Source organism: Bifidobacterium miconis, from assembly GCF_019331735.1.
Lineage (GTDB): Bacteria > Actinomycetota > Actinomycetes > Actinomycetales > Bifidobacteriaceae > Bifidobacterium > Bifidobacterium miconis.
In genome coordinates this window covers 1-19070 of record NZ_JAHBBH010000029.1, presented here as the reverse complement: position 1 = coordinate 19070, position 19070 = coordinate 1, and the positions used below count along the sequence as shown (strand labels likewise).

The 19070-nt window shown below is 64.1% G+C and carries 12 protein-coding genes and 1 pseudogene; 7 read left to right on the top strand and 6 right to left on the bottom strand.

The window, feature by feature from the left end:
- Positions 1 to 94 precede the first annotated feature (94 nt).
- Complete coding sequence (locus KIH79_RS09510) at positions 95 to 1693, bottom strand: type 2 periplasmic-binding domain-containing protein (protein WP_219059172.1); 1599 nt, start codon at positions 1691 to 1693, stop codon at positions 95 to 97.
- A 281-nt stretch (positions 1694 to 1974) separates the two neighbouring features.
- Between KIH79_RS09510 and KIH79_RS09505 the strand changes: the two genes are divergently transcribed.
- Positions 1975 to 3024 (top strand): LacI family DNA-binding transcriptional regulator, encoded by a 1050-nt coding sequence (locus KIH79_RS09505; protein ID WP_219059171.1) that lies wholly within the window; start codon positions 1975 to 1977, stop codon positions 3022 to 3024.
- Positions 3025 to 3071: 47 nt separating this feature from the next.
- Here KIH79_RS09505 and KIH79_RS09500 read toward each other — a convergent pair whose 3' ends face one another.
- Both KIH79_RS09500 and KIH79_RS09495 read right to left on the bottom strand, forming a co-directional pair.
- Positions 3072 to 4604: a glycosyl hydrolase family 28 protein gene (locus KIH79_RS09500; RefSeq protein WP_219059170.1), complete on the bottom strand. Its 1533-nt coding sequence runs from the start codon at positions 4602 to 4604 to the stop codon at positions 3072 to 3074.
- 150 nt (positions 4605 to 4754) lie between these two features.
- Entirely contained in the window at positions 4755 to 5813 is a 1059-nt protein-coding gene (locus KIH79_RS09495; RefSeq protein WP_219059169.1) for a glycoside hydrolase family 43 protein, read from the bottom strand.
- Between the two features lie 157 nt (positions 5814 to 5970).
- Here KIH79_RS09495 and KIH79_RS09490 point away from each other — a divergent pair, with 157 nt between their 5' ends.
- A complete protein-coding gene (locus KIH79_RS09490) occupies positions 5971 to 6972 on the top strand; it encodes a LacI family DNA-binding transcriptional regulator (RefSeq protein ID WP_219059168.1) in 1002 nt (333 codons plus the stop codon).
- Positions 6973 to 7155: 183 nt separating this feature from the next.
- The gene (gene uxaC / locus KIH79_RS09485; RefSeq protein ID WP_219059167.1) at positions 7156 to 8562 is read left to right on the top strand and encodes a glucuronate isomerase; all 1407 of its coding nucleotides are present in this window, start codon (positions 7156 to 7158) and stop codon (positions 8560 to 8562) included.
- 419 nt (positions 8563 to 8981) lie between these two features.
- Here the strand turns inward: uxaC and KIH79_RS09480 are convergent, their stop codons facing one another.
- Both KIH79_RS09480 and KIH79_RS09475 read right to left on the bottom strand, forming a co-directional pair.
- Positions 8982 to 10535 carry a UxaA family hydrolase gene (locus KIH79_RS09480; RefSeq protein ID WP_219059166.1) on the bottom strand — a complete coding sequence of 518 codons (1554 nt, stop codon included), beginning with the start codon at positions 10533 to 10535 and terminating at the stop codon, positions 8982 to 8984.
- A 33-nt stretch (positions 10536 to 10568) separates the two neighbouring features.
- Entirely contained in the window at positions 10569 to 12092 is a 1524-nt protein-coding gene (locus KIH79_RS09475; RefSeq protein ID WP_219059165.1) for a tagaturonate reductase, read from the bottom strand.
- Between the two features lie 229 nt (positions 12093 to 12321).
- Between KIH79_RS09475 and KIH79_RS09470 the strand changes: the two genes are divergently transcribed.
- The 3 genes from KIH79_RS09470 to KIH79_RS09460 all read left to right on the top strand — a co-directional run bounded on the left by KIH79_RS09470 (position 12322) and on the right by KIH79_RS09460 (position 17125).
- A complete protein-coding gene (locus KIH79_RS09470; RefSeq protein WP_219059164.1) occupies positions 12322 to 13320 on the top strand; it encodes a glycoside hydrolase family protein in 999 nt (332 codons plus the stop codon).
- A gap of 129 nt (positions 13321 to 13449) precedes the next feature.
- Positions 13450 to 15234 (top strand): ABC transporter ATP-binding protein, encoded by a 1785-nt coding sequence (locus tag KIH79_RS09465; RefSeq protein ID WP_219059163.1) that lies wholly within the window; start codon positions 13450 to 13452, stop codon positions 15232 to 15234.
- Between the two features lie 298 nt (positions 15235 to 15532).
- Positions 15533 to 17125, top strand: coding sequence for a type 2 periplasmic-binding domain-containing protein (locus tag KIH79_RS09460; RefSeq protein ID WP_219059162.1), 1593 nt, complete (start codon positions 15533 to 15535; stop codon positions 17123 to 17125).
- 192 nt (positions 17126 to 17317) lie between these two features.
- On the opposite strand, the gene KIH79_RS09455 is transcribed toward KIH79_RS09460, so the two are convergent.
- A complete protein-coding gene (locus tag KIH79_RS09455) occupies positions 17318 to 18361 on the bottom strand; it encodes a LacI family DNA-binding transcriptional regulator (protein ID WP_219059161.1) in 1044 nt (347 codons plus the stop codon).
- Between the two features lie 339 nt (positions 18362 to 18700).
- Between KIH79_RS09455 and KIH79_RS09450 the strand changes: the two are divergent.
- Positions 18701 to 19070, top strand: a pseudogene (locus tag KIH79_RS09450) (sugar ABC transporter permease); the annotation flags it as partial.

Here is a 19070-nt window from a genome sequence, read left to right as displayed (position 1 = left end):
ATGGAAGAGGGGGTGCGGGCGATCCGTTGGAGGAGGAAAGGAAAAGGTTCTGGATCGCCCACAGGCTTATCGTGGTGGTGCTATCGCCGCCGGTTTACTGCTTGGCGAGCCATGCGTCGTAGTACTTCTGGTAGATTTCGGTGTTCTGTTCGATGTTCGCCTGCTTGAGGGTTTGCACGTAGGAATCCCATTCGGCGTCCACGCCGCCTTTGGTGACCCATTTGCCGAAGTTCGACACGGCGGTGTTGAGGATCGTCGAGTTGTTCAGAGAGATCGAGTTCAGATCCGCCGTGTTCATCTTGATCTCCAATGGCCATTGGTCCTTGATGGGATCCTGATTGGCGTAGGAGTCGGCCAGTGGCGCGTCCTCTTCAAGCCTGAGCTTGTATTCCTCCGAGGGCTCGATCTTGCCTTGGAGCCAGCAGGGGGCGTTCTCCTTGAGCGATTCGGTCCATGCCCAGGTACTGGAGTCCTTGGAGGAATCGGAGGGCGGCAGCACCTTGTACTGCTTATCGCCGATCTTCTCGACGTCGGTGCCCATGTCGCCGAACCGAGCTTGGATGGAGACGTCGGGGTCGTAGAATGCGTCGGCGAATTTGAGTGCGGCCTCCTTGTTGGCGACTTTGGCGGAGATGGACAGCTTGCCGGGCAGGTAGCGTTGCGCATCCTCCTTGAGATACCACACCTTTTTGGCGGATTGTCCCGCTTCGGCCTCGAGCTGGTCGATGGAGACGTACTGCGATTTCAGCTGCGCACCGAATCGATCCTCGATGGTGCTGCCCCAAGTGAATCCGACGGTGGCTTCGTCCCCGTTGCCGCGGGCGACCGACTGGAACTGGGAGTAGTCCTGGGTGAACGCCTTATCGCTGATCAGTCCCGCCTTCCAGAGTCTGTTGAGGAACTCGATGAGCTGCTTGTAGCGGGTGTCCTCGTAATAGTTCTTGACCTTGCCGTCCTCGACGAAGATGCCTTGCGTGTATACGGTGCCGGTCAGCGGCAACCCGGTGCTGCCGAGCAGGTGAACCGGCGTGCCGTCGCCGAGTCCGCTGGTGCCGATCGGAGCGAAGTCCATGGGGATTTCGTCGGCTTTGCCGTTGCCATTCGGATCCTGCGTCTTGAATGCTTCCAGCACGTCATAGAGCTCATCCCATGTGGTGGGCACCTTGAGCCCGAGCTTGTCCAGCCACTGCTTGTTGACGTACATGCGGCGGTTGGATTTCGGCTGTGGCAGATCCTGCAGATCGGCGGGCAGCGAATAGATCTTCCCGTCGGTGGTTTCGGCGACGGCCTTGGCCTTGGGGTCGGTCTGGAACATCGCCTTGACGTTGGGCATGGAGTCGAGTTCCTGACTCAGATCGAGGAACAGGGAGCCGTAGGTGGCCATGTCGTTGTCGCCGAAGGCGGAGATCGCTACGTCGGGGACCTTCTTGGAGGCTAGGATCGCCTGCTTCTTGGTGTCCCAGTCGGAGCTGACCTCGCTCCATTTCACCGTGCAGTCGCAGGCCTTCTCCAATGCCTTCGGCCAGTTCATATCCTTGAGCGGCTTGGTCAGGGAATGTTTGGTGACGGTGACATTGAGGATCGGCTTGCCGTTGGCGTCGGTGTTGGCGTCCTGTCCGGCGCCGCAGCCGGACAGGACGAGCGGAAGCGCGCATATGGCGGCGATGATCGGGGTGGTGTGCCGTGTGCCCATGGTGTTCTCCTTTGACGATGCGATGATTCAGCGCCCACGGCGGTGTGGCGCTGGTGTCAATCATCGATTGGTGGCAACACCATGAACTGTACCGATAAAGTATTGTAAAGTCAAATTATTGTGAGAGAAATAGTGGCTTTAACTAGCTTTACAAAAGGTGATATAGTCTGATTTATAAAGTAAATCAATGGTTTACGGGACATGAGTCTGCGACACGCCGTATGCTCGGGTGGGCGTATGGGAAGCATGGCTTGCTTCGATGGTGAAAGGATGTGGCTGTCATGGCCGAACCAACCAAGGTGACGATGCGCGACGTGGCCAAGGCGGCCGGGGTGTCGGCCATGGCCGCGTCATACGCGTTGCGCAACAAGCCGGGGGTCAGCGAGGCGACACGCAGGCGCGTCGTCGAGGCCGCGGAGACGTTGAATTATCGCATCAACACCAAGGCGAGCGCGTTGAAAACGGGGAAAAGTGGCACCATCGGTATCCTGATCGACGATTTCGACGATCCCTTCTGGTCCAGGCTCATCGCACACATCTATGATGCCGCCACCGGACGCGGCGTGTTGCCGATCTTCCAGCAGGCACATTCCATGCGTGAGCGGGCGGAGGAGGGTCTGGTCGGTGCGCAGGGATTCGGGCAGTATTGCGACGGCATGATCGTCGCTACCGGTGGCCTGAACGCCGAGGAGGTGCGGACCCTGACGCTGGGCAAGCCGACGGTGCTGTTCGGCTATGAGGGGCGGGCGAACGTGCTCAGCGCAGTCAACCCCCCGAACGAGGACGGCATGCGCGCCGCCGTGGAGCATCTGATCGATCGTGGATGCCGTCGCATCGGTTTCGTGGGCATGCGGTATCTCGATGACCGTGGCATGGCCTCGGCCAATTCGTCCAACGACAAGCGCACCCGTGGTGCGCTCACGGCGATGATCGATCATGGTCTTGCCTATGACGAGCGTTCGTTCTTTCCGTGCCGACCCGACGAGCGGGGAGGGAGATCGGCGGCGGACAAGATCATGGAACGTCTGGCATCCGAACCCGGCTGCTTCGACGGCTTCGCGTGCAATACCGACACCAATGGCGTCGGCCTTATCGGCGGATTGACGGCCGGGGGAGTGCGGATTCCCGAAGACGTGAAGGTCATCGGGTTCAACGGCACCCGCCCCGCCGCGTTTACGCAGCCGTCGTTGAGCACCATCTCGATCGATTTCGCCCAATTGGCGGACATGGCCGTCTCGCTGCTGCTGGAAACCATCGACGCCGATACGCCGTCCCGGGCCGTCAAGGTGATCTCTGGATATACGCTCGAGCAGCGTGAATCGACCGCCTGAGCTGGGGTGTTTCGGCCCCTCCTCGCTGGGAAAGGGGCCGAAACGACTTACTCGCAGTCCCCCGTGAAACGGATGCCCTGCGCGAACCGCAGGCGGATGTTGCCCATGCCGTTGGCATCGGGATCGACCTCCCCCGGCTGTGTGGGCGTGATCTTCAGACCTCGGAACTCGATGTCGTGCGCCGGGTGCTCCGCGTCGAAGCCGCACACCTCGATGTCGCGGCCCTTGCCGCGCGCGTCGCCGGAGGCGGGGAAACGGTCCTCGATGCGCACGTCGTCGAACAGCATGTCCTCGAACACCGGCACCTGTCCGGAATCCTCGCCGTCGTCGTTGTAGGGCACGCCGTGCAGCTGGATGTGCGAGAACGTGCTGTCATACGCGCGCACGTCGCGCACGTAGCCGCCGCGCTTGCGCGTCGCCTTGATCTCCAGGCCGAACGAGGTGCGCGACATGTCGCAGTCCCAGATACGCACGTTCGCGATGCCGCCCGACATTTCCGAGCCGAGCGTGATGCCGAAGCCGAACTCGGCCCGACAATCGAAGATGCGGATGTTCCGGCTCGGCCGGTTGATGACGTTGCCTTCCGGGTTCTTGCCGGACTTGATCGCGATCGCGTCGTCGCCGGTCTCGAACGTGCAGTCGAAGACCGTGCAGTCGGTCGAAGAGTCCGGATCCCAGCCGTCGCCGTTGAACACGCCCTTCGACCGGAACGTGCAGCCGTGCGTGACGATGTGATCGCTGTAGATCATATGTACGTTCCAGCTGGCCGACTGGCCGAGCGTGAGCCCAGCGATCGTGACGCGGCTGGCGTTGCTCATGTTGATCAGACGCGGACGCACGCGTCCCGGCACCGTGTCGTCGCCGTCCGGGCGTCCGACCGCGGCCGGCGCGGTGGACCGGCCGTCGCGGATGCGCTGCTTTTCGCGTTCGATCACATTGCGCATGAGCTCGCGCCCGCCGCTCAGGATCGCGCCTTCGCCGCGGATCGTCACGTCGGTGACGTTGGCCGGGCCGTCGTGGTCGAGTTCGCCGATGTTGATCAGGCTCGACAGGCAGTCCATTTCGATGCCCTCGAACCGGCTGCGGATGTACGGCTCGTAGTCGGCCGGATCCGTGGTGCCCTGCAGCGTTGCGCCCTTGGACACGACGAGTTCGGTGTGCGAGTGCATACGCAGCGCGCCGGTCAGGAACGTGCCGGCGGGGATCACCACGACCGAATCGGCGCCGCAGTCGTCCAGCGCCTGCTGGATGGCCGCAGTGTTGAGCTTGTGTCCGTCGCCGACCGCGTAATACGGCGGCTGGGTGACGTCCAGCACGCGCTTGACGGCGGTCGTGCGCGCCTCGACGCTCGCCAGACCGTGGAATCGGCCGGAACCGTCGGCGTCGAGCCGCACGGCGACGCGGTACGTCTGCGACGGTTGCAGACCGCGGATCGTGCAGTGCGTCACGCTCGTTTCGCGTTCCATCTCGCCGTTGACCATCACGCGGTAGCGCCGCTTGGCGCCGGCGTCGTCCGGTCGGTCCCACCATACCGTCAATGAATCGTGCGTCGCCATGTACCGCAGCGTTGCATCAGCCATGTATGCCTCTTTTACGTTCATCGTGTTCGGGCGGCAAAGCCCGTTGTTCCATACATGGTTACGCTATCAACATCGGATGAACCGAGGGCAAACCGTTGCCATGGTTTGCCGAAACTTCCGCTGAAATCGACCGTGGACGCATGCTGCCGGTCAGCGCGCGATACGCTCGCGCAGATGCGCCGCCTCTGCCGCGGTGATCGGCAGGATCGAGCCGTGGCGCTTGACCAGCGTGCCGAAGTCGATGTTCTCGGTCAGCCACGCGGCGCCCGTCGCATCGTCCAAGTCGGTCGTGGAGAACATGATGTAGCCCTTGCCCTCGCGGAACTGGTCGCACATAAGACCCCACGTCGGCGTCGGCTCGCCGTCTGCGCCCGGCCGCCAGTCGGCGCGGTTGCGCAGGAACAGCTCCGGGCCTTCGAGCTTGCCAAACCAGTCGCCGTCGGGGAACAGGCCCGCCACGGTGGCGATGCCCTGCCAGCGGTCGGCGCGCCCGGTCGTGTCGTGGCCGATCGACGGCGCGTACAGGTCGTCGCACACTTCGAGCGGAATGCCGCCCTCGGTGGAGGACGCGCGGTAGAAGCGGCCGTTCGCGGCGATCACCGTCGTGTCGAGCGCGGCGCCCGTGTAGTCGATCCACTTGACCGGCTTGGTGAACTCGCGGAAGTCGCGCGTGGTGGTCATGTACATGTTCATCGAACCGTTCGGCTCGTCGGGCTGCAGGTCGGTGGTGCTCATGTCCGCGCCGACCGCGAAATACACCGCGTACCAGCCGTGCTCCTCGTCCCAGATCGCCTCCGGCGCCCACGCGCAGCCCGCGCCGGGGATGGCGGAGGCGACGTCCGGATACCACGGCTCGCCCCAGTCGACCAGATCGTCGGAATGCCAGATGGCCAGCCGCGTGCTGCCATGGTTGGTCGTGCCGTTCCAGCCGTGGCGGTGATACACGCTCAGATCGGTGGCCAGAATCGTGAAACCGGTGCCGTTCGGCTCGCGGATGATGTACGGGTCGCGCACGCCGCGCTCGAACCGCTCCGAACGCAGCACGGGATCGCCGTGCCTGCGCAGATCATGCCAGACGCGGCCGTCGTGGCTGAGCGCGAAGTACAGCTGCTCGTCGTCGGGGGACTGCTCGAATCCGGTGAAATGGACGAACAGATAGTCGGTGGTCGGTTCGGCGGCCGGCGTGTGCGATGCGGTTGATGCGGTCATGATATAAGGCTCCTTTGCGTGACGGTATTCGTGCGTACGGTGCAACCGGATTTATTATAACGTTACATATCGATGGAAGCGAACGTGCGGGCCCGATTGGCGAGGTATCTTGGAGCGTGACGACGGCGAACACGACGATGCAGGGAGGCGACCGCCGATGAATGAGGACGAACGGCCCGCACGACGGGTGACGATCCGCGACGTCGCGGCGCTCGCCGGCGTGTCCCCGTCCACCGTCTCGCGCACGTTCGCGCTGCCCGACCGGGTGAGCACGGCGACGGCCAAACGCATCTTCGAGGCGGCCGAACGGCTCGGCTACCACGACGACCGGGTCGAAAGCCGGCCGGCGGGCAAGCCGACCAAACTCGTCGGCATCATCGTGCCGGATATCGCCAACCAGTTCTTCTCCACCATCATGCGCGGTGTGCAGCGCGAACTGCAGGGCGAGGGCATTTCACTCATGGTCGCCGAATCGCAGGAGGACGCGCGCGCCGAACGCGAGGCGTTCGACCGTCTCGCCCCGTACGTCGACGGCATGGTGCTGGCCGGCTCGCGCATGCCCGACGCGACGATACGCAAATGCGCGCAGACGCGGCCGCTGGTCGTCGTCAACCGCGAGGTGCGCGGCGTGCCCAGCGTGGTCGTGGACGTGCGCTCCGGCATCGATCAGGCGCTGCAATGCCTGACCGACCACGGGCATCGGCGCATCACGTATCTGGATGGGCCGGCCGCCTCGTGGTCCGCCGGCGTGCGGTGGAAAACGCTTAAGGCGGCATGCGAGCGGTACGGCGTGACCGTGCGTCGCCTATGGCCGAACCCGCCCACCTTCGACGGCGGGGCAGCGGCGGCGGAACGCTACGCCGCATCGCCCACCGGCGCCGTCGTGGCGCACAACGACCTCATGGCCGCCGGATTCATGGTCGCCGTGCGCGCCTGCGGCATACGCTGCCCGGACGACTACTCGCTGCTCGGATTCGACGACGGCGTGGTCGCGCGCATCTGCGATCCGTCGATTACCAGCATTAACGTGTCCGTGCCGAAGCTCGGCGTGTACGCCGCGCGCATCCTGCTGCGGCGCCTTGCGGGAGAGCCGGTGCCGGGGCAGATCACCGTGCCGTCGTCGCTGACCGAACGCGCGAGCGTCGCCGACGTGCGGTGACGCGACGCACGACGGCGGTCGCGTGACGATGCGCGGCGGCATGCGACCGTTCGCAAACGCTGGCAACAAAAGACGCCGCGCGGGCGCTGCGTTCCTACGATGACGTCATCATCGGCCGGCGATGGTCCCGGCCGACCGGTCGGGCGTCCGCGCGGCCGGCACCGCACGCACAAAGGACGGACCATGGATTTTCTCAACGACGATTTCCTGCTCACCACATGCACCGCGCACACCCTGTACCACGACTATGCGGCCGTCATGCCGGTCGTGGACTACCACTGCCACCTGCACCCCGAGGAAATCTACCTCGACCCGCATTTCGACAACATCGTCGAGGCGTGGCTCACCGACGGCGACAACTACGGCGACCACTACAAGTGGCGGCTCATGCGCGCCAACGGCGTGCCCGAAGAGCTCATCACCGGATCCGGTGACCCGTGGGACAAGTTCCAGGCGTACGCGGCCACCATGGAACGCGCCGTCGGCAGCCCCGTGTTCCTGTGGACGCACATGGAGCTGCGCCGCTACTTCGGCATCACGGACACGCTGAACACGCGCACCGCGCGCGACATCTACGAGCGGACCAACGCCATGCTCTCCGGGCCGGACTTCACGCGGCGCGCCCTGCTGCGGCGCATGCACGTGGACACGATCTGCACCACCGACGACCCGGCCGACGACCTCGCATGGCACGAACGGTTCACGGCCGACGGCGGCGACACGTTCCGCATGCTGCCCGCCATGCGCCCAGACAAGGCGCTCAACCCCGACAAGCCCGGATTCGGCGCGTGGGTCGAACGCCTCGAAGCCGTGTGCAAGGATCGCGTGACCGGCTTCGACTCGCTGATGGCGCTGCTGGCGCAACGCGTCGACTTCTTCCACGAGCACGGCGCCCGCCTGTCCGATCAGGCTGCCGATCTGGTCACCTATGACGAGGCGACGCCCGCCGAACTCGACCGCATCCTCGACAAGGCGCGCGCCGGCCGCGGGCTCGACGCGCTGGAAGCCTCTCAATTCCGCACCGCGCTGCTCGTGGGGCTCATGCAGATCTTTGCGGCCAAGGGATGGACCATGCAACTGCATCTGCACGCGATGCGCAACGTCAGCACACGCGGATTCGCCGGACACGGCCCCGACACCGGCTTCGACGCTCTGAACGACCGGCCGGTCGCCGAACCGCTCGCCCGCCTGCTCGACGCGGCGTCGCAGCGCGGGGGAGTGCCGAAGCTGCTCATCTACTCGCTCAACCCGAACGACTACTTGCCCATCGCCGCGGTGATGGGCTGCTATCAGGGCGGCGTGCGCCAGCGCCTCGCGCTCGGCAACGCATGGTGGTTCAACGACACGAGGGCCGGCATCCGCCGCCAGCTCGAGGTCATGGCCGAGGAATCGCTGCTCGGCAACGCCGTGGGCATGACCACCGACTCGCGCAGCTTCCTGAGCTTCCCGCGCCACGAGTTCTTCCGCCGCATCCTGTGCGAGCTGCTCGGCGAATGGGCCGAGCGCGGAGAGATCCCGTCTGACGAGGCATGGCTCGGCGGGCTCGTGCGCGACATCTCCTTCAACAACGCCAAGGCGCTGTTCGCGTGAATCCTTTCGGCCTTTTCCGTCTTTTGGCCTTGTGATCTTTACGGGGCAGGTCTTCGCGAGGCAATTCTGCCGGACCTTCCCCGTTTTGCCTCGCTGAGAGGTCGCCTGGCGAGGCAAAACGGAGAACATCCAGCAGAATTGCCCCGCTGAGCTTCCTGAGCGGGGCATTGTTTCGAAGGCCTGTCGGTTTCGCCTCGCTGGGAGGGATCCGAGCAGGGTGATTCTCCGAAGGTCTGTCGGTTCTGCTTTGCTGGGCTTCCTCAGCGGGGCATTGTTCCGAAGATCTGTCGGTTTTGCTTCGCGGGAAGTGGCCGGAACGGGACGATTTGCCGAAGACCCAGCCGTAACACCCCGCTAGCAAGCCTCAGCGAGGCAAATCGAATGGATCTTCGGAAGAAACCCCCTGAGCGAGCCGGCGCCTACTCGGTGATGCCGTCCTTGAAGATGGCGATCTCGTGCATGCCGTAGCGCTCGTTGCGCGTGGGGGCGCCGTCGACCGCGGCCAGCACCGCGTCGATGAATCCGGGCAGCACGTCGCCCATCGGCTCGTCCAGCAGACGGCCAGCATTGAAGTCGATCCAGCGCGCGTGCTTGTCGGCCAGCGGCGTGTTCGTGGCGATCTTGAACGTGGGCACGTACGTGCCGTACGGATTGCCGCGGCCCGTGGTGAACAGCACGATCTGGCAGCCGGCCGAGGCGAGCGCCGACGACGACACCAGATCGTTGCCCGGCGACTGCAGCAGCGTGAGCCCCGGACGCGTCGCCTGATGCCCGTAGGCGATTACATCGGTCACCTCGCAGCGGCCGCCCTTGCGGATGCAGCCGAGTGACTTGTCCTCGAGCGTGGTGATGCCGCCCGCCTTGTTGCCCGGCGACGGATTCTCGCCGATCGGCTGGCCGTAGCGGCGGAAATAGTCCTTGAAGTCCTTGATGAGTTTAACGATGTCGCGGAACGTCGCCTCGTCCTTCGCCTGATTCATGAGCACCTGCTCCGCGCCGAACATCTCCGGCACTTCGGTGAGCACCACGCGCCCGCCCTCGCGCACCAGAAACTCGGCGAACCGGCCCACCAGCGGGTTCGCGGTCACGCCGGACAGGCCGTCCGAGCCGCCGCATTTGACGCCCACCGTCAGCTCGTGCAATCCGATCGGCTCGCGCCGGTCGCCGGCCGCGGCGTCGTTCAGCTCCTCCAGCAGTCGGGCGGCGGTCGCGTATTCGTCGTCCTCCAGCTGGCAGATCATGAACTTCACGCGTGCCGGATCATACACGAGCCCATCCTTGAGATCGTCCACGGACGCCGCGGGGTTGTCCGACTCCTCGCCGCAGCACGTCATTTCCGCGCGGAACTGCGGAATCTGATTGTTCTCGCAGCCTAGGCCGACCACGAGCACGCCGCCCGCGTTCGGATGCATGGCGATGTCCTGCAGGATGCGCTTGGTCATCGCGTGATCGCCGCCCAGCTGCGAACAGCCGTACGGATGATGCGCGATGATCACCGAGTCGAACGACCCGTTGCCCGGATGCGCGCGTTCGAACGCGCGCGCGATGTTGTCGCACAGCGAGTTGACGCAGCCGACCGCCGGCACGATGTACAGGTCGTTGCGCACGCCGACCTTGCCGGTCGCGCGCCGATAGCCGAGGAACGTGCGTCCGGATGGCGTGCCGGGATGCACTCGGCCCGCGTCCGGCCGGTATGCGTACGTCAGGTCCGGGCCGAGATTCGACCGGCAGTTGTGCGTGTGCACCCAGTCGCCCGGTTCGATCGTCGCCTTCGCGTGCCCGATCGGATAGCCGTATTTGATGATCGGATCGCCGGCCTCCATGCGCCGGACCGCGATCTTGTGCCCGCGCGCGACGTTGTCGCGCAGCGTTACCGGCACGTCGGACCCCGGTATGCTCACGCGCTCGCCGGCGGCGATGTCGCGCGCCGCCACGACCACCGTGTCGTGTTCGTCCAAACGAATGACATCCATGATGACTCCCTTGCTCCCTGAACGCGTGATCGGCTACGCCAGCTGATCGATCAGCCGCTGCATACGCCCGTTCGCAATCGCCGCCACGTCGTCGGCCACCAGATCGGCCAGTCCGTCGATCGCGGTCAGATCCTCCGGCCACAGCGTGCGGTCGGCAAGCACCGTCGCGGCATTCGCGCGAACGTCGCCGTGCGCCGACTCCGCGGCCGAGCGGAACCGTGCCAACGTGTCCGGCACATCGCTGACCGCGACGGGCACCGGCGCGAAACCGCCGTAAATCGCCAGCAATCCGGCGAGCGCCAGCATGGCCCTCCTCGGCAGGCCGCGTCCAAGCCGCACGTTCTCCAGCACGATCGGCAGCACGCGTGCCGCGTACTTCGCCGCCGAATTCAGCGCGATCGCATCCAGCTCGTGCCGCATGTGCGGGTTCGCGAACCGTTCGATCACCTGACCGGCGAACGTATGCAACTCGTCGGCCGGCAGCGACAGCACGGGAATGATCTCCTCGTCCATCTCGCGCTCGACGAACGAGCGCATGCGCGGATCGGCCACCACGCCGCCCACCGTGTCGAATCCGGCGAGACGCGCGACCAGCGCCATCGTGGTGTGCGGCGCGTTGAGCAGGCGCACCTTGCGCTCGCGGTACGGCCGCACGTCGGGCACGAGAATCGCGCCCACGCCAAGTCGGTCGACGGGGAACCGTTCGGCCACGGCGGCCCGCACGCGCTCGTCGCCGGCGATCACCCACGAGGCGAACGGTTCGGCCTTGACCATGTTGTCGTCACGATAGCCGAGCTTCTTCCAGATCGTTCCGGCGTCGTCGTGCGGGAACCCGGGCGTGATGCGGTCGACGAGCGTGGACGCGAACACGTTGTCATGCTCGATCCATGCGACGAACGCGTCCGGCAAGGCGAATCGCCGCGCGCATGCGACGACCGCTTCCCGCAGCGCGTCGCCGTTCGCCTCGATCAGCTCGCACGGCAGCAAGAGGAATCCGGGCAAACCGCGCCGCCAGCGGCGTTCGAGCAGCAACGTGAGCTTGGCCGGGAAGCTCGCCGGCGGGGTCATGCCGGGCGTGTCGTGATCGTTGAGCGCGATGCCCGCCTCCGTGGTGTTCGAGACGATCACCGACGCGTTCGGATCGTCGGCGAGCGCGAGAAAGCGTTCCCAATCCTCGTACGGGTTCACCGTGGCGCCGATCGAATCGACGACGGTGCGGCTCTGCACGTCGCGCCCGTCCAGCATGCCGTCGAGCAGCACCGTGTACAGCCGGTCCTGCGCTTCGAGCGCGGCGATGCGGCCTCCGGCCAGCGGCTGCACGATGGCCACGTTGCCGTCGAATGAGGGCTTGCGGTCGTTGAGCAGCTGGACCATCCAGTCGACGAATCCGCGCAGGAAGTTGCCTTCGCCGAACTGGATGACGCGGATCGGGCGTGCGGAGGCTTCGCGCGCGGTCAGTCCGTGCGCGGTCGCGTATTGCGCGTTGAGCCGGGGCGGCGTTGCCTCGGACGTGATATCGGTGGTGCTGATGTTCCGGGAAGACTGTTGTTCGCTCATGCCGCCAGCGTAGGGACGCCGTGCGCCGGGCGGGTCATTTGTTGCCGCGGTTTGCAGAGCGCACGGTGCATTGACACGATTGAACTAGGGGATGTTGTTTGGTATAACGGTTGCTGTAACGATACATATCATTGATGATTGCACGGCCCGTCGCGATCGTGCCGCGAACGGCCCGGCGTGGCCGCCGGGACCGCGGCCGCGCTTGGGCCAAACGTTGAAAGGCAGTGCCATGACGCAAGTAACGATGCCCGCTCCGCTGTACGAGGACCCGATCACCGGAGGCCCGACCGACCCGACCGTGATCTGGAACGATCGCGAGCGGCACATGTTCATGTTCTACACGCAGCGCAGACCGAACCCGCACGCGGTCGGCGTCTCGTGGGTGCACGGCACCAAGATCGCCGTCGCCTCCAGCGAGGACGGCGCCCGCTGGCTGTACCGCGGCACGCTCGACCTCGATCTCGACGCATTCCCCGGCGAGAACACGTTCTGGGCGCCGGAAGTCGTCGACGTCGACGGTGTCTACCACATGTTCGTGTCGATGATCGTGGGCGTGCCGACCGACTGGCACGGCCGTTCGCGCATGCTGCACTACACGTCGCGCGACCTGTGGCGCTGGACGTTCGTCTCGGAAATCGACCTCGCCTCCAACCGGGTGATCGACCCGTGCGTCGCGCGCGAGCCGGACGGCACCTATTCCATGTGGTACAAGGACGAGGATCTGGAAGGGGTCACCTGCCGGGCCGTCAGCCGCGACCTCAACGCATGGGCCGTGCTCGGGCAGGAGGTGTTCGACTGCCATCAGGAAGGGCCGAACGTGTTCGATCTCGGCGGCCGGCGCTGGATGATCTCCGACTACTGGCACGGCCTGGCCGTCTACCGGCAGGACGACACGGTGGGGGAGCCCGAGGAGATCGGGGAGCGGGGCGAATCCGCCCTTCACCGCTGGACGCGCTGCCCCGACATCCTCGCCGAACCCGGCACCCGCGATCGCGATCAAGGCTTCGGCCATCACGCCGACATCTGGGTGAACCCGAAGGACGGCCGCGCCACCATCTTCTACTTCTGCCACCCGTACGCGCACGACGACGGCTCCCCGCGCCTCGCCGGAGAGCCCGCCGATCCGACCGCCGCGCAGCTCAGTGTCGTCCAGGCCGCCGAACTGCGCGTCGAAGGCGACGTCATCGTCTGCGACCGCGACGCGGCCCCCGTCATCGATCTGGGCTGAGCGCGGCGACGTGGCCGTCGCCCGCCCGTACGTCTGTTCTCCCGCGGCGTTGTAGCGTGTATTGTGTATCGTTAAACTTAAGTGTTGGGATACAGCATCGCCGAAGAAGCCGAGGGGAAGAGGAAGACCATGACGCAGCAGGCGGCCACATTCGAGGAGTACATCCAGAACTACCGGCGCAACAGCGGGCATCCGATCCGCATTCTGCTGCGCTTCTTCAAAGGCAGCGCGATGGACCTGACCATCTCCACCATCGCGCTCGTCGCCAAGCAGTCGCCGATGTGGGTCACGCCGATCGTCACGCGCAACATCATCAACTGCGCCACCAACCCGGCCGCGCACAGCGTCAACGAGATGCTCGTCAATCTCGTCATCGGCATCTTCTTCATCGCGCAGAACATCTTCACCGCGTACATGTATATCAAGCACTTCGGCAAGGTGAACCGGCTCATCGAACGCCGGCTGCGCGGCAGCCTCATCGCCAAGCTGCAGCAGCTGTCCATCCGGTTCCACACCGAAACGCAGTCCGGCCGGCTCATGTCGAAGATCATGCGCGACGTCGAAAACGTCGAGGTGCTGCTCGACCAGACCTACCGCAGCCTGCCGCTGGTCATCCTCGACATCATCATCGCGATCACCGTCACCGCGATCAGCAGCCCGATCGTGCTGATCTTCTTCGCGCTCGCCATCCCGACCGCCGTGTTCTCCATCTGGTTCTTCCGCAAGCCGATCCGCGAATCCAACCACGACTTCCGCACGCAGATGGAACGCACGCAGGCCGCCGTGGCCGAAATGATCGAAATGATCCCCGTCACCCGCGCGCACGGCCTCGAGGACGTGGAGATCCGCAAGATGAACCGCAAGCTCGAGTTCATCCGCGAAGCCGGCTTCCGCCTCGACATCATCAACATCGTGTTCGGCGCGACCAGCTGGGTCATCTTCCAGATCTTCCAGCTGCTGTGCCTCGGCTTCACCGGCTATCTCGCGTACCGCGGCCGCATTTCCGTGGGCGACGTGGTGCTGTTCCAGACGTACTTCACGCAGATCGTCGGCGGCGTGTCGAATCTCATCAACCTGTATCCGCTGCTGACCAAGGGCGTCGAATCGATCAGCTCGATCGGCGAGATCCTGCAGGAGGACGACGTCGAGCACAATCCGAAAAGCGCCGGCGTCGAACCGGGCACGCTGCGCGGCGACGTCGAATACCGGCACGTCGACTTCCGCTACGACGAGGGCCTGCCGCTCGTGTTGCACGACTTTTCGCTCAAGGTGCGCGCCGGTGAGTCGATCGCGTTCGTCGGCGACTCGGGCTCCGGCAAGTCGACGCTCATCAAGCTGCTCATCGGCTTCGCCGAGCCGGAGTCGGGCGCGGTGCTCGTCGACGGCATCGACCTGAAACGCATGGACCTGGACGCCTACCGCAGCCAGATCGCCGTCGTGCCGCAGAACACGATCCTCTTCTCCGGCACGCTGCGCGACAACATCACCTACGGGCTCGAGCACGTCGACGAGGCCGAGGTGGACCGGATCATCAACGAGGTCGGGCTGGACGACGTGGTCGCGCAGCTGCCCGACGGGCTCGACACCACGGTCGGCGAGCATGGCGGCACGCTGTCGGGCGGGCAGAAGCAGCGCATTTCGATCGCCCGCGCGCTGATCCGTCATCCGCGCATCATCATCTTCGACGAGGCGACGAGCGCGCTCGACTCGGTGTCTGAAAAGAAGGTGCAGCACGCCACCGAGAAGATGATGGGGCACTGCACGACGTTCATGGTGGCGCACCGCCTGTCCACGATCCGCAACGCCGACCGCATCGTGGTGCTCGAGCACGGGCGCATCGTCGAGCAGGGCTCGTACGACGAGCTCATGGCCGCGCGCGGCAAGTTTTACGAGCTCAAGACGATGCAGATGTAGCGATGTAGCGCGTTGCCGCAGTCGTGCGATCGCGTGCGGCCGCGCCCAGCCGCACGACGGTTGCGTTGGCGCCGTGACGATGCCTGGCCCGGATGATTCCGGGCCTTTCTTATATGCGATGATCGCCGGCCGACGACCGGCGTGTCGTGCTGACTTGACATGTTTGGTACAGCGGTATATCTTAATGATTGTCGATAGGTTCACCGGTATACCAAAAACCTGCCGGGAATGATAATCGAGCAACCGCAGGATCGTCCACAGGAGGACCGTCCGCAACGCTCAGTGAGGAGACAGAGCAATGAGTGGTGCACAGAAGAACACGCGCAAGCGCATCATCGCCGGTGCCGCAATGGCCTGCGCGGCCGCGACCATGCTGGCCGGCTGCGGCAGCGACACCGCCGGCGGAGACAAGCCGCAGATCGAAATCCTCGTGGTCACCCAGGCCAACACCATCGCCCCCGCCAAGATGGCGTGGACCAAGAAGCTGACCGCGGCGTGCGACTGCACGATCAAGTGGTCGCAGGTCATGACCACCGCGTGGTCCAACCAGAAGTCCCCGATGCTGGCCTCCGGTTCCGTCCCGGACATCTCCATCGCCGCGTTCGATCCGTCCGACGCCGACAAGGTGCCGGTGTTTGAGGACCTTAACCAGCACATGGACCAGCTGCCCAACGTCGCCAAGTTCTTCAAGGAGCAGCCGAACGCCAAGAAGCTCGCGCAGACCCCGTCCGGCAGCGTCTACGTACTGCCGTCCTCCCGCGGCCAGCAGTTCTACGGTTCCGGCCAGCACATGATGATCAACAAGACCTGGCTCGACAAGCTCGGCCTTGAGATCCCGAAGACGTGGGACGAGCTCGAGAAGGTGCTCGAGGCGTTCAAGACGCAGGATCCGAACGGCAACGGCAAGGCCGACGAAATCCCGATGAACATCAAGAAGTTCGACACCACCGGCTTCGGTCCCGACTGGTACAACACCTTCCTGCTGCTCAACTCGCTGGGCATCGTCACCCACTTCAACTCCGGCCCGTCCCAGCAGGGCATCTACGTCAAGGATGGCAAGGTCGGCAACTTCATGGCCACCGACGAGTTCAAGACCGTCGTCAAGTACCTCAACAAGCTCATGGGCGAGGGCCTGATCCCGTCCGACGCGCTCACCAAGGACGCCTCCAAGTACAACGCCGAGCTGTCCAGCGACGGCAAGACCGCGCTCACCGGCGTCGCGTTCGCCTACGCGGCCACCGACTTCGGCGATCTGTCTGACGAGTACGTGGCCATGCCGGCCCCGGCCGGCCCGGGCATGTCGGCCGACGACGTGACCTGGGACGGTTCCGTGGAGACCACCATGTTCCAGAACAACAAGCTGGCCGTGCGCGCGGGCGACGAACACATGGACGCCGTGCTCAAGATCGTCAACGAACTGTATGATCCGGACGTTTCCGTCCAGCAGTTCTACGGCTCCAGCCCCGAATACGTCACCAAGAAGGACGACAAGACCTACGAGCTGACCCAGAAGGTCTACGATTCCACCGAACGCGTCGGTCTCGGCGGCGAAAGCGCGGCCGGCTGGATCCCGAACGACGTGACCGTCAACAACATCGACTACCTCACCTCGTTCCGTGCGGCCGACGACGTGTACGCCGAACAGTACAAGCACTTCGATCTGACCAAGGACACGATGCCCGACTACGTGCGCCCGTCCGACACCGACTCCACGACGATCTCCAACAACGACACGCAGATGTTCGACTACGCGATGCCGGTGATCTCCCGCTGGATCGTCTCCGGCGGCGTGGACGGCGAGTTCGACGACTTCGTCTCCAAGCTCAAGACGCTCGGCATGGACGACACCGTCGCCCTGTGGCAGAAGTGGTACGACAAGTACACCAAGTGACGCTGGCTGAACGGCCGATATGAATGGTGGCGGGATGCTTCGAAAGGCATCCCGCCACCATTCATATCGCCTCATATCGCCGTGTTTCGTTCGTCGCCGGTCGTTGATTGTTTCACCGGGCGGCTCGACGGAGCGGGTGCGGCCGACGGAACGTCGTACAAACGTTTGCCTGACGGTGCGTCACGCGGTGCGTCACGCCGACTCGCGTTCGGTGACCGTATACCCGACGATCGTCTTGCGCGGCGCGGCGGTCGACCCGTCGATGCGGGCCAGCAGGTCAGCGACCAGCGCACGCGCGGTCTCGCGGTAATCCGGTTCGATGGTGGTGAGGGCGGGGGAGACGTCCGCTCCCATGCTGATGCCGTCGAAGCCGATCACCTTGAAATCCTCCGGAACCCGGATGTCGTGCCGGCGCAGCGTCTGCAACACGCCGAGCGCGACCGAATCGGTCAGGCAGAACGCGCCATCGAACGCGATGCCCGATGCGAGCATGCGTTCCGCCGCCTCGCGTCCGCTGTGCGCGTCCCAACCGCAGTCGAACGCGGTGTCCTGGCTCATCGTGAGCCCAAGCTCGCTGAACGCGCGGAAGCAGCCCCGATAGCGCAGGGTTCCCGGATTGTTCAGGCTGAGCAGCATGTCTTCGGGGCCGAGATGCGAGGAGCCGATCACGGCGATGTTGCGGCAGCCCCTGGCGTACAGGTGGCGCACCGCGTCCGCCGCGCCGTCCTCGTTGGCGAGGTTGACGGTGTCGAACACGTTGTCGTCGGAGGGCATTTCGTGCAGCACCACCGGCTTGTGCAGGGCGATCTGCTTGATTTTTTCCGACGACAGCAGCGGCGTGACGATGATCACGCCGTCGCAGAACAGACTGAACGGCTCGCTCAGCGCGTTTTCCTCGCCGCGGCGATCGTAGTGCGTCTCGCGCAGCAGCGCCTCACGGCCGTTGCGTTCGATTTCGTCCGACAGCGCGGAGGCGAGCCGTGAATAGAACGGATTGTCGAAACTGCCGACGATGACTTCGATGATGTCGCTGCGACCGGAACGCAGCATTTTCGCCGACGGATTGCTGGAATAGTTCATGCGACGGGCCACCGCAAGCACCTTCTTGCGGGTTTCGGCCTTGACGCCGGGCTTGTTGTGCAGCGCGTTCGACACGGTCATGATCGATACGCCCGCCGCCTCGGCCACGTCTTTGAGCGTCGGCTTTGACTGTTGGGGGGATGATACGGACTTCATATATATAAAGATACATGCTTTTATATATAAACTCCGTACTGTGTCGTTGTGATTATGGGCTGTTCTGTTGTGTTTTGTTGCTGATTGCGACATTATTTGTGAGCATTGAGAGTATGAGGAGGTGCTAAAAACGTTGCAATTACTGGGTTTTGCAAGGTTGAGACATGTTTGAACCGTGGTTTTGACTTTTTGTAATGTTAAGTATATCGTTATAGTCGTTCAGGGTTGACGGGAACACCGAAAACCAGAAACCCCGGGTTTACGGGCATTGCAGCCCGTAAGGGATGGGCCGGCAACGGCTCAGGAGGAGACAATGATCATGCGTGCGGAGGAACTGCTATGACAGCATCCAAGACAAAGACCGCAGCCGTCCAGACGGTTGATGCTTCGGGAGTGGTTGATAATACGGCTGTGCGTCGTGCGTGGCCGTTGCCGAAGAGGCTTGGTTGGCATTTTGCGCATTATTGGCAGCATTGGGTGATGGCGTTGCCGGCGATGGTGTTCGTGTTCGTGTTCGCGTATATCCCGATGTATGGCATTCAGTTGGCGTTTCGTGATTTCGTGCCGTCTAAGGGTTTGACTGGTGGTCGTTGGGTTGGGTTGAAGTATTTCAACCAGTTCTTCACGTCGCCGATGTTCAGCAAGGTCATGATCAACACGATCAAGATCAGTCTTGGTACTCTGGTGCTTGGTTTCATCGCCCCGATCG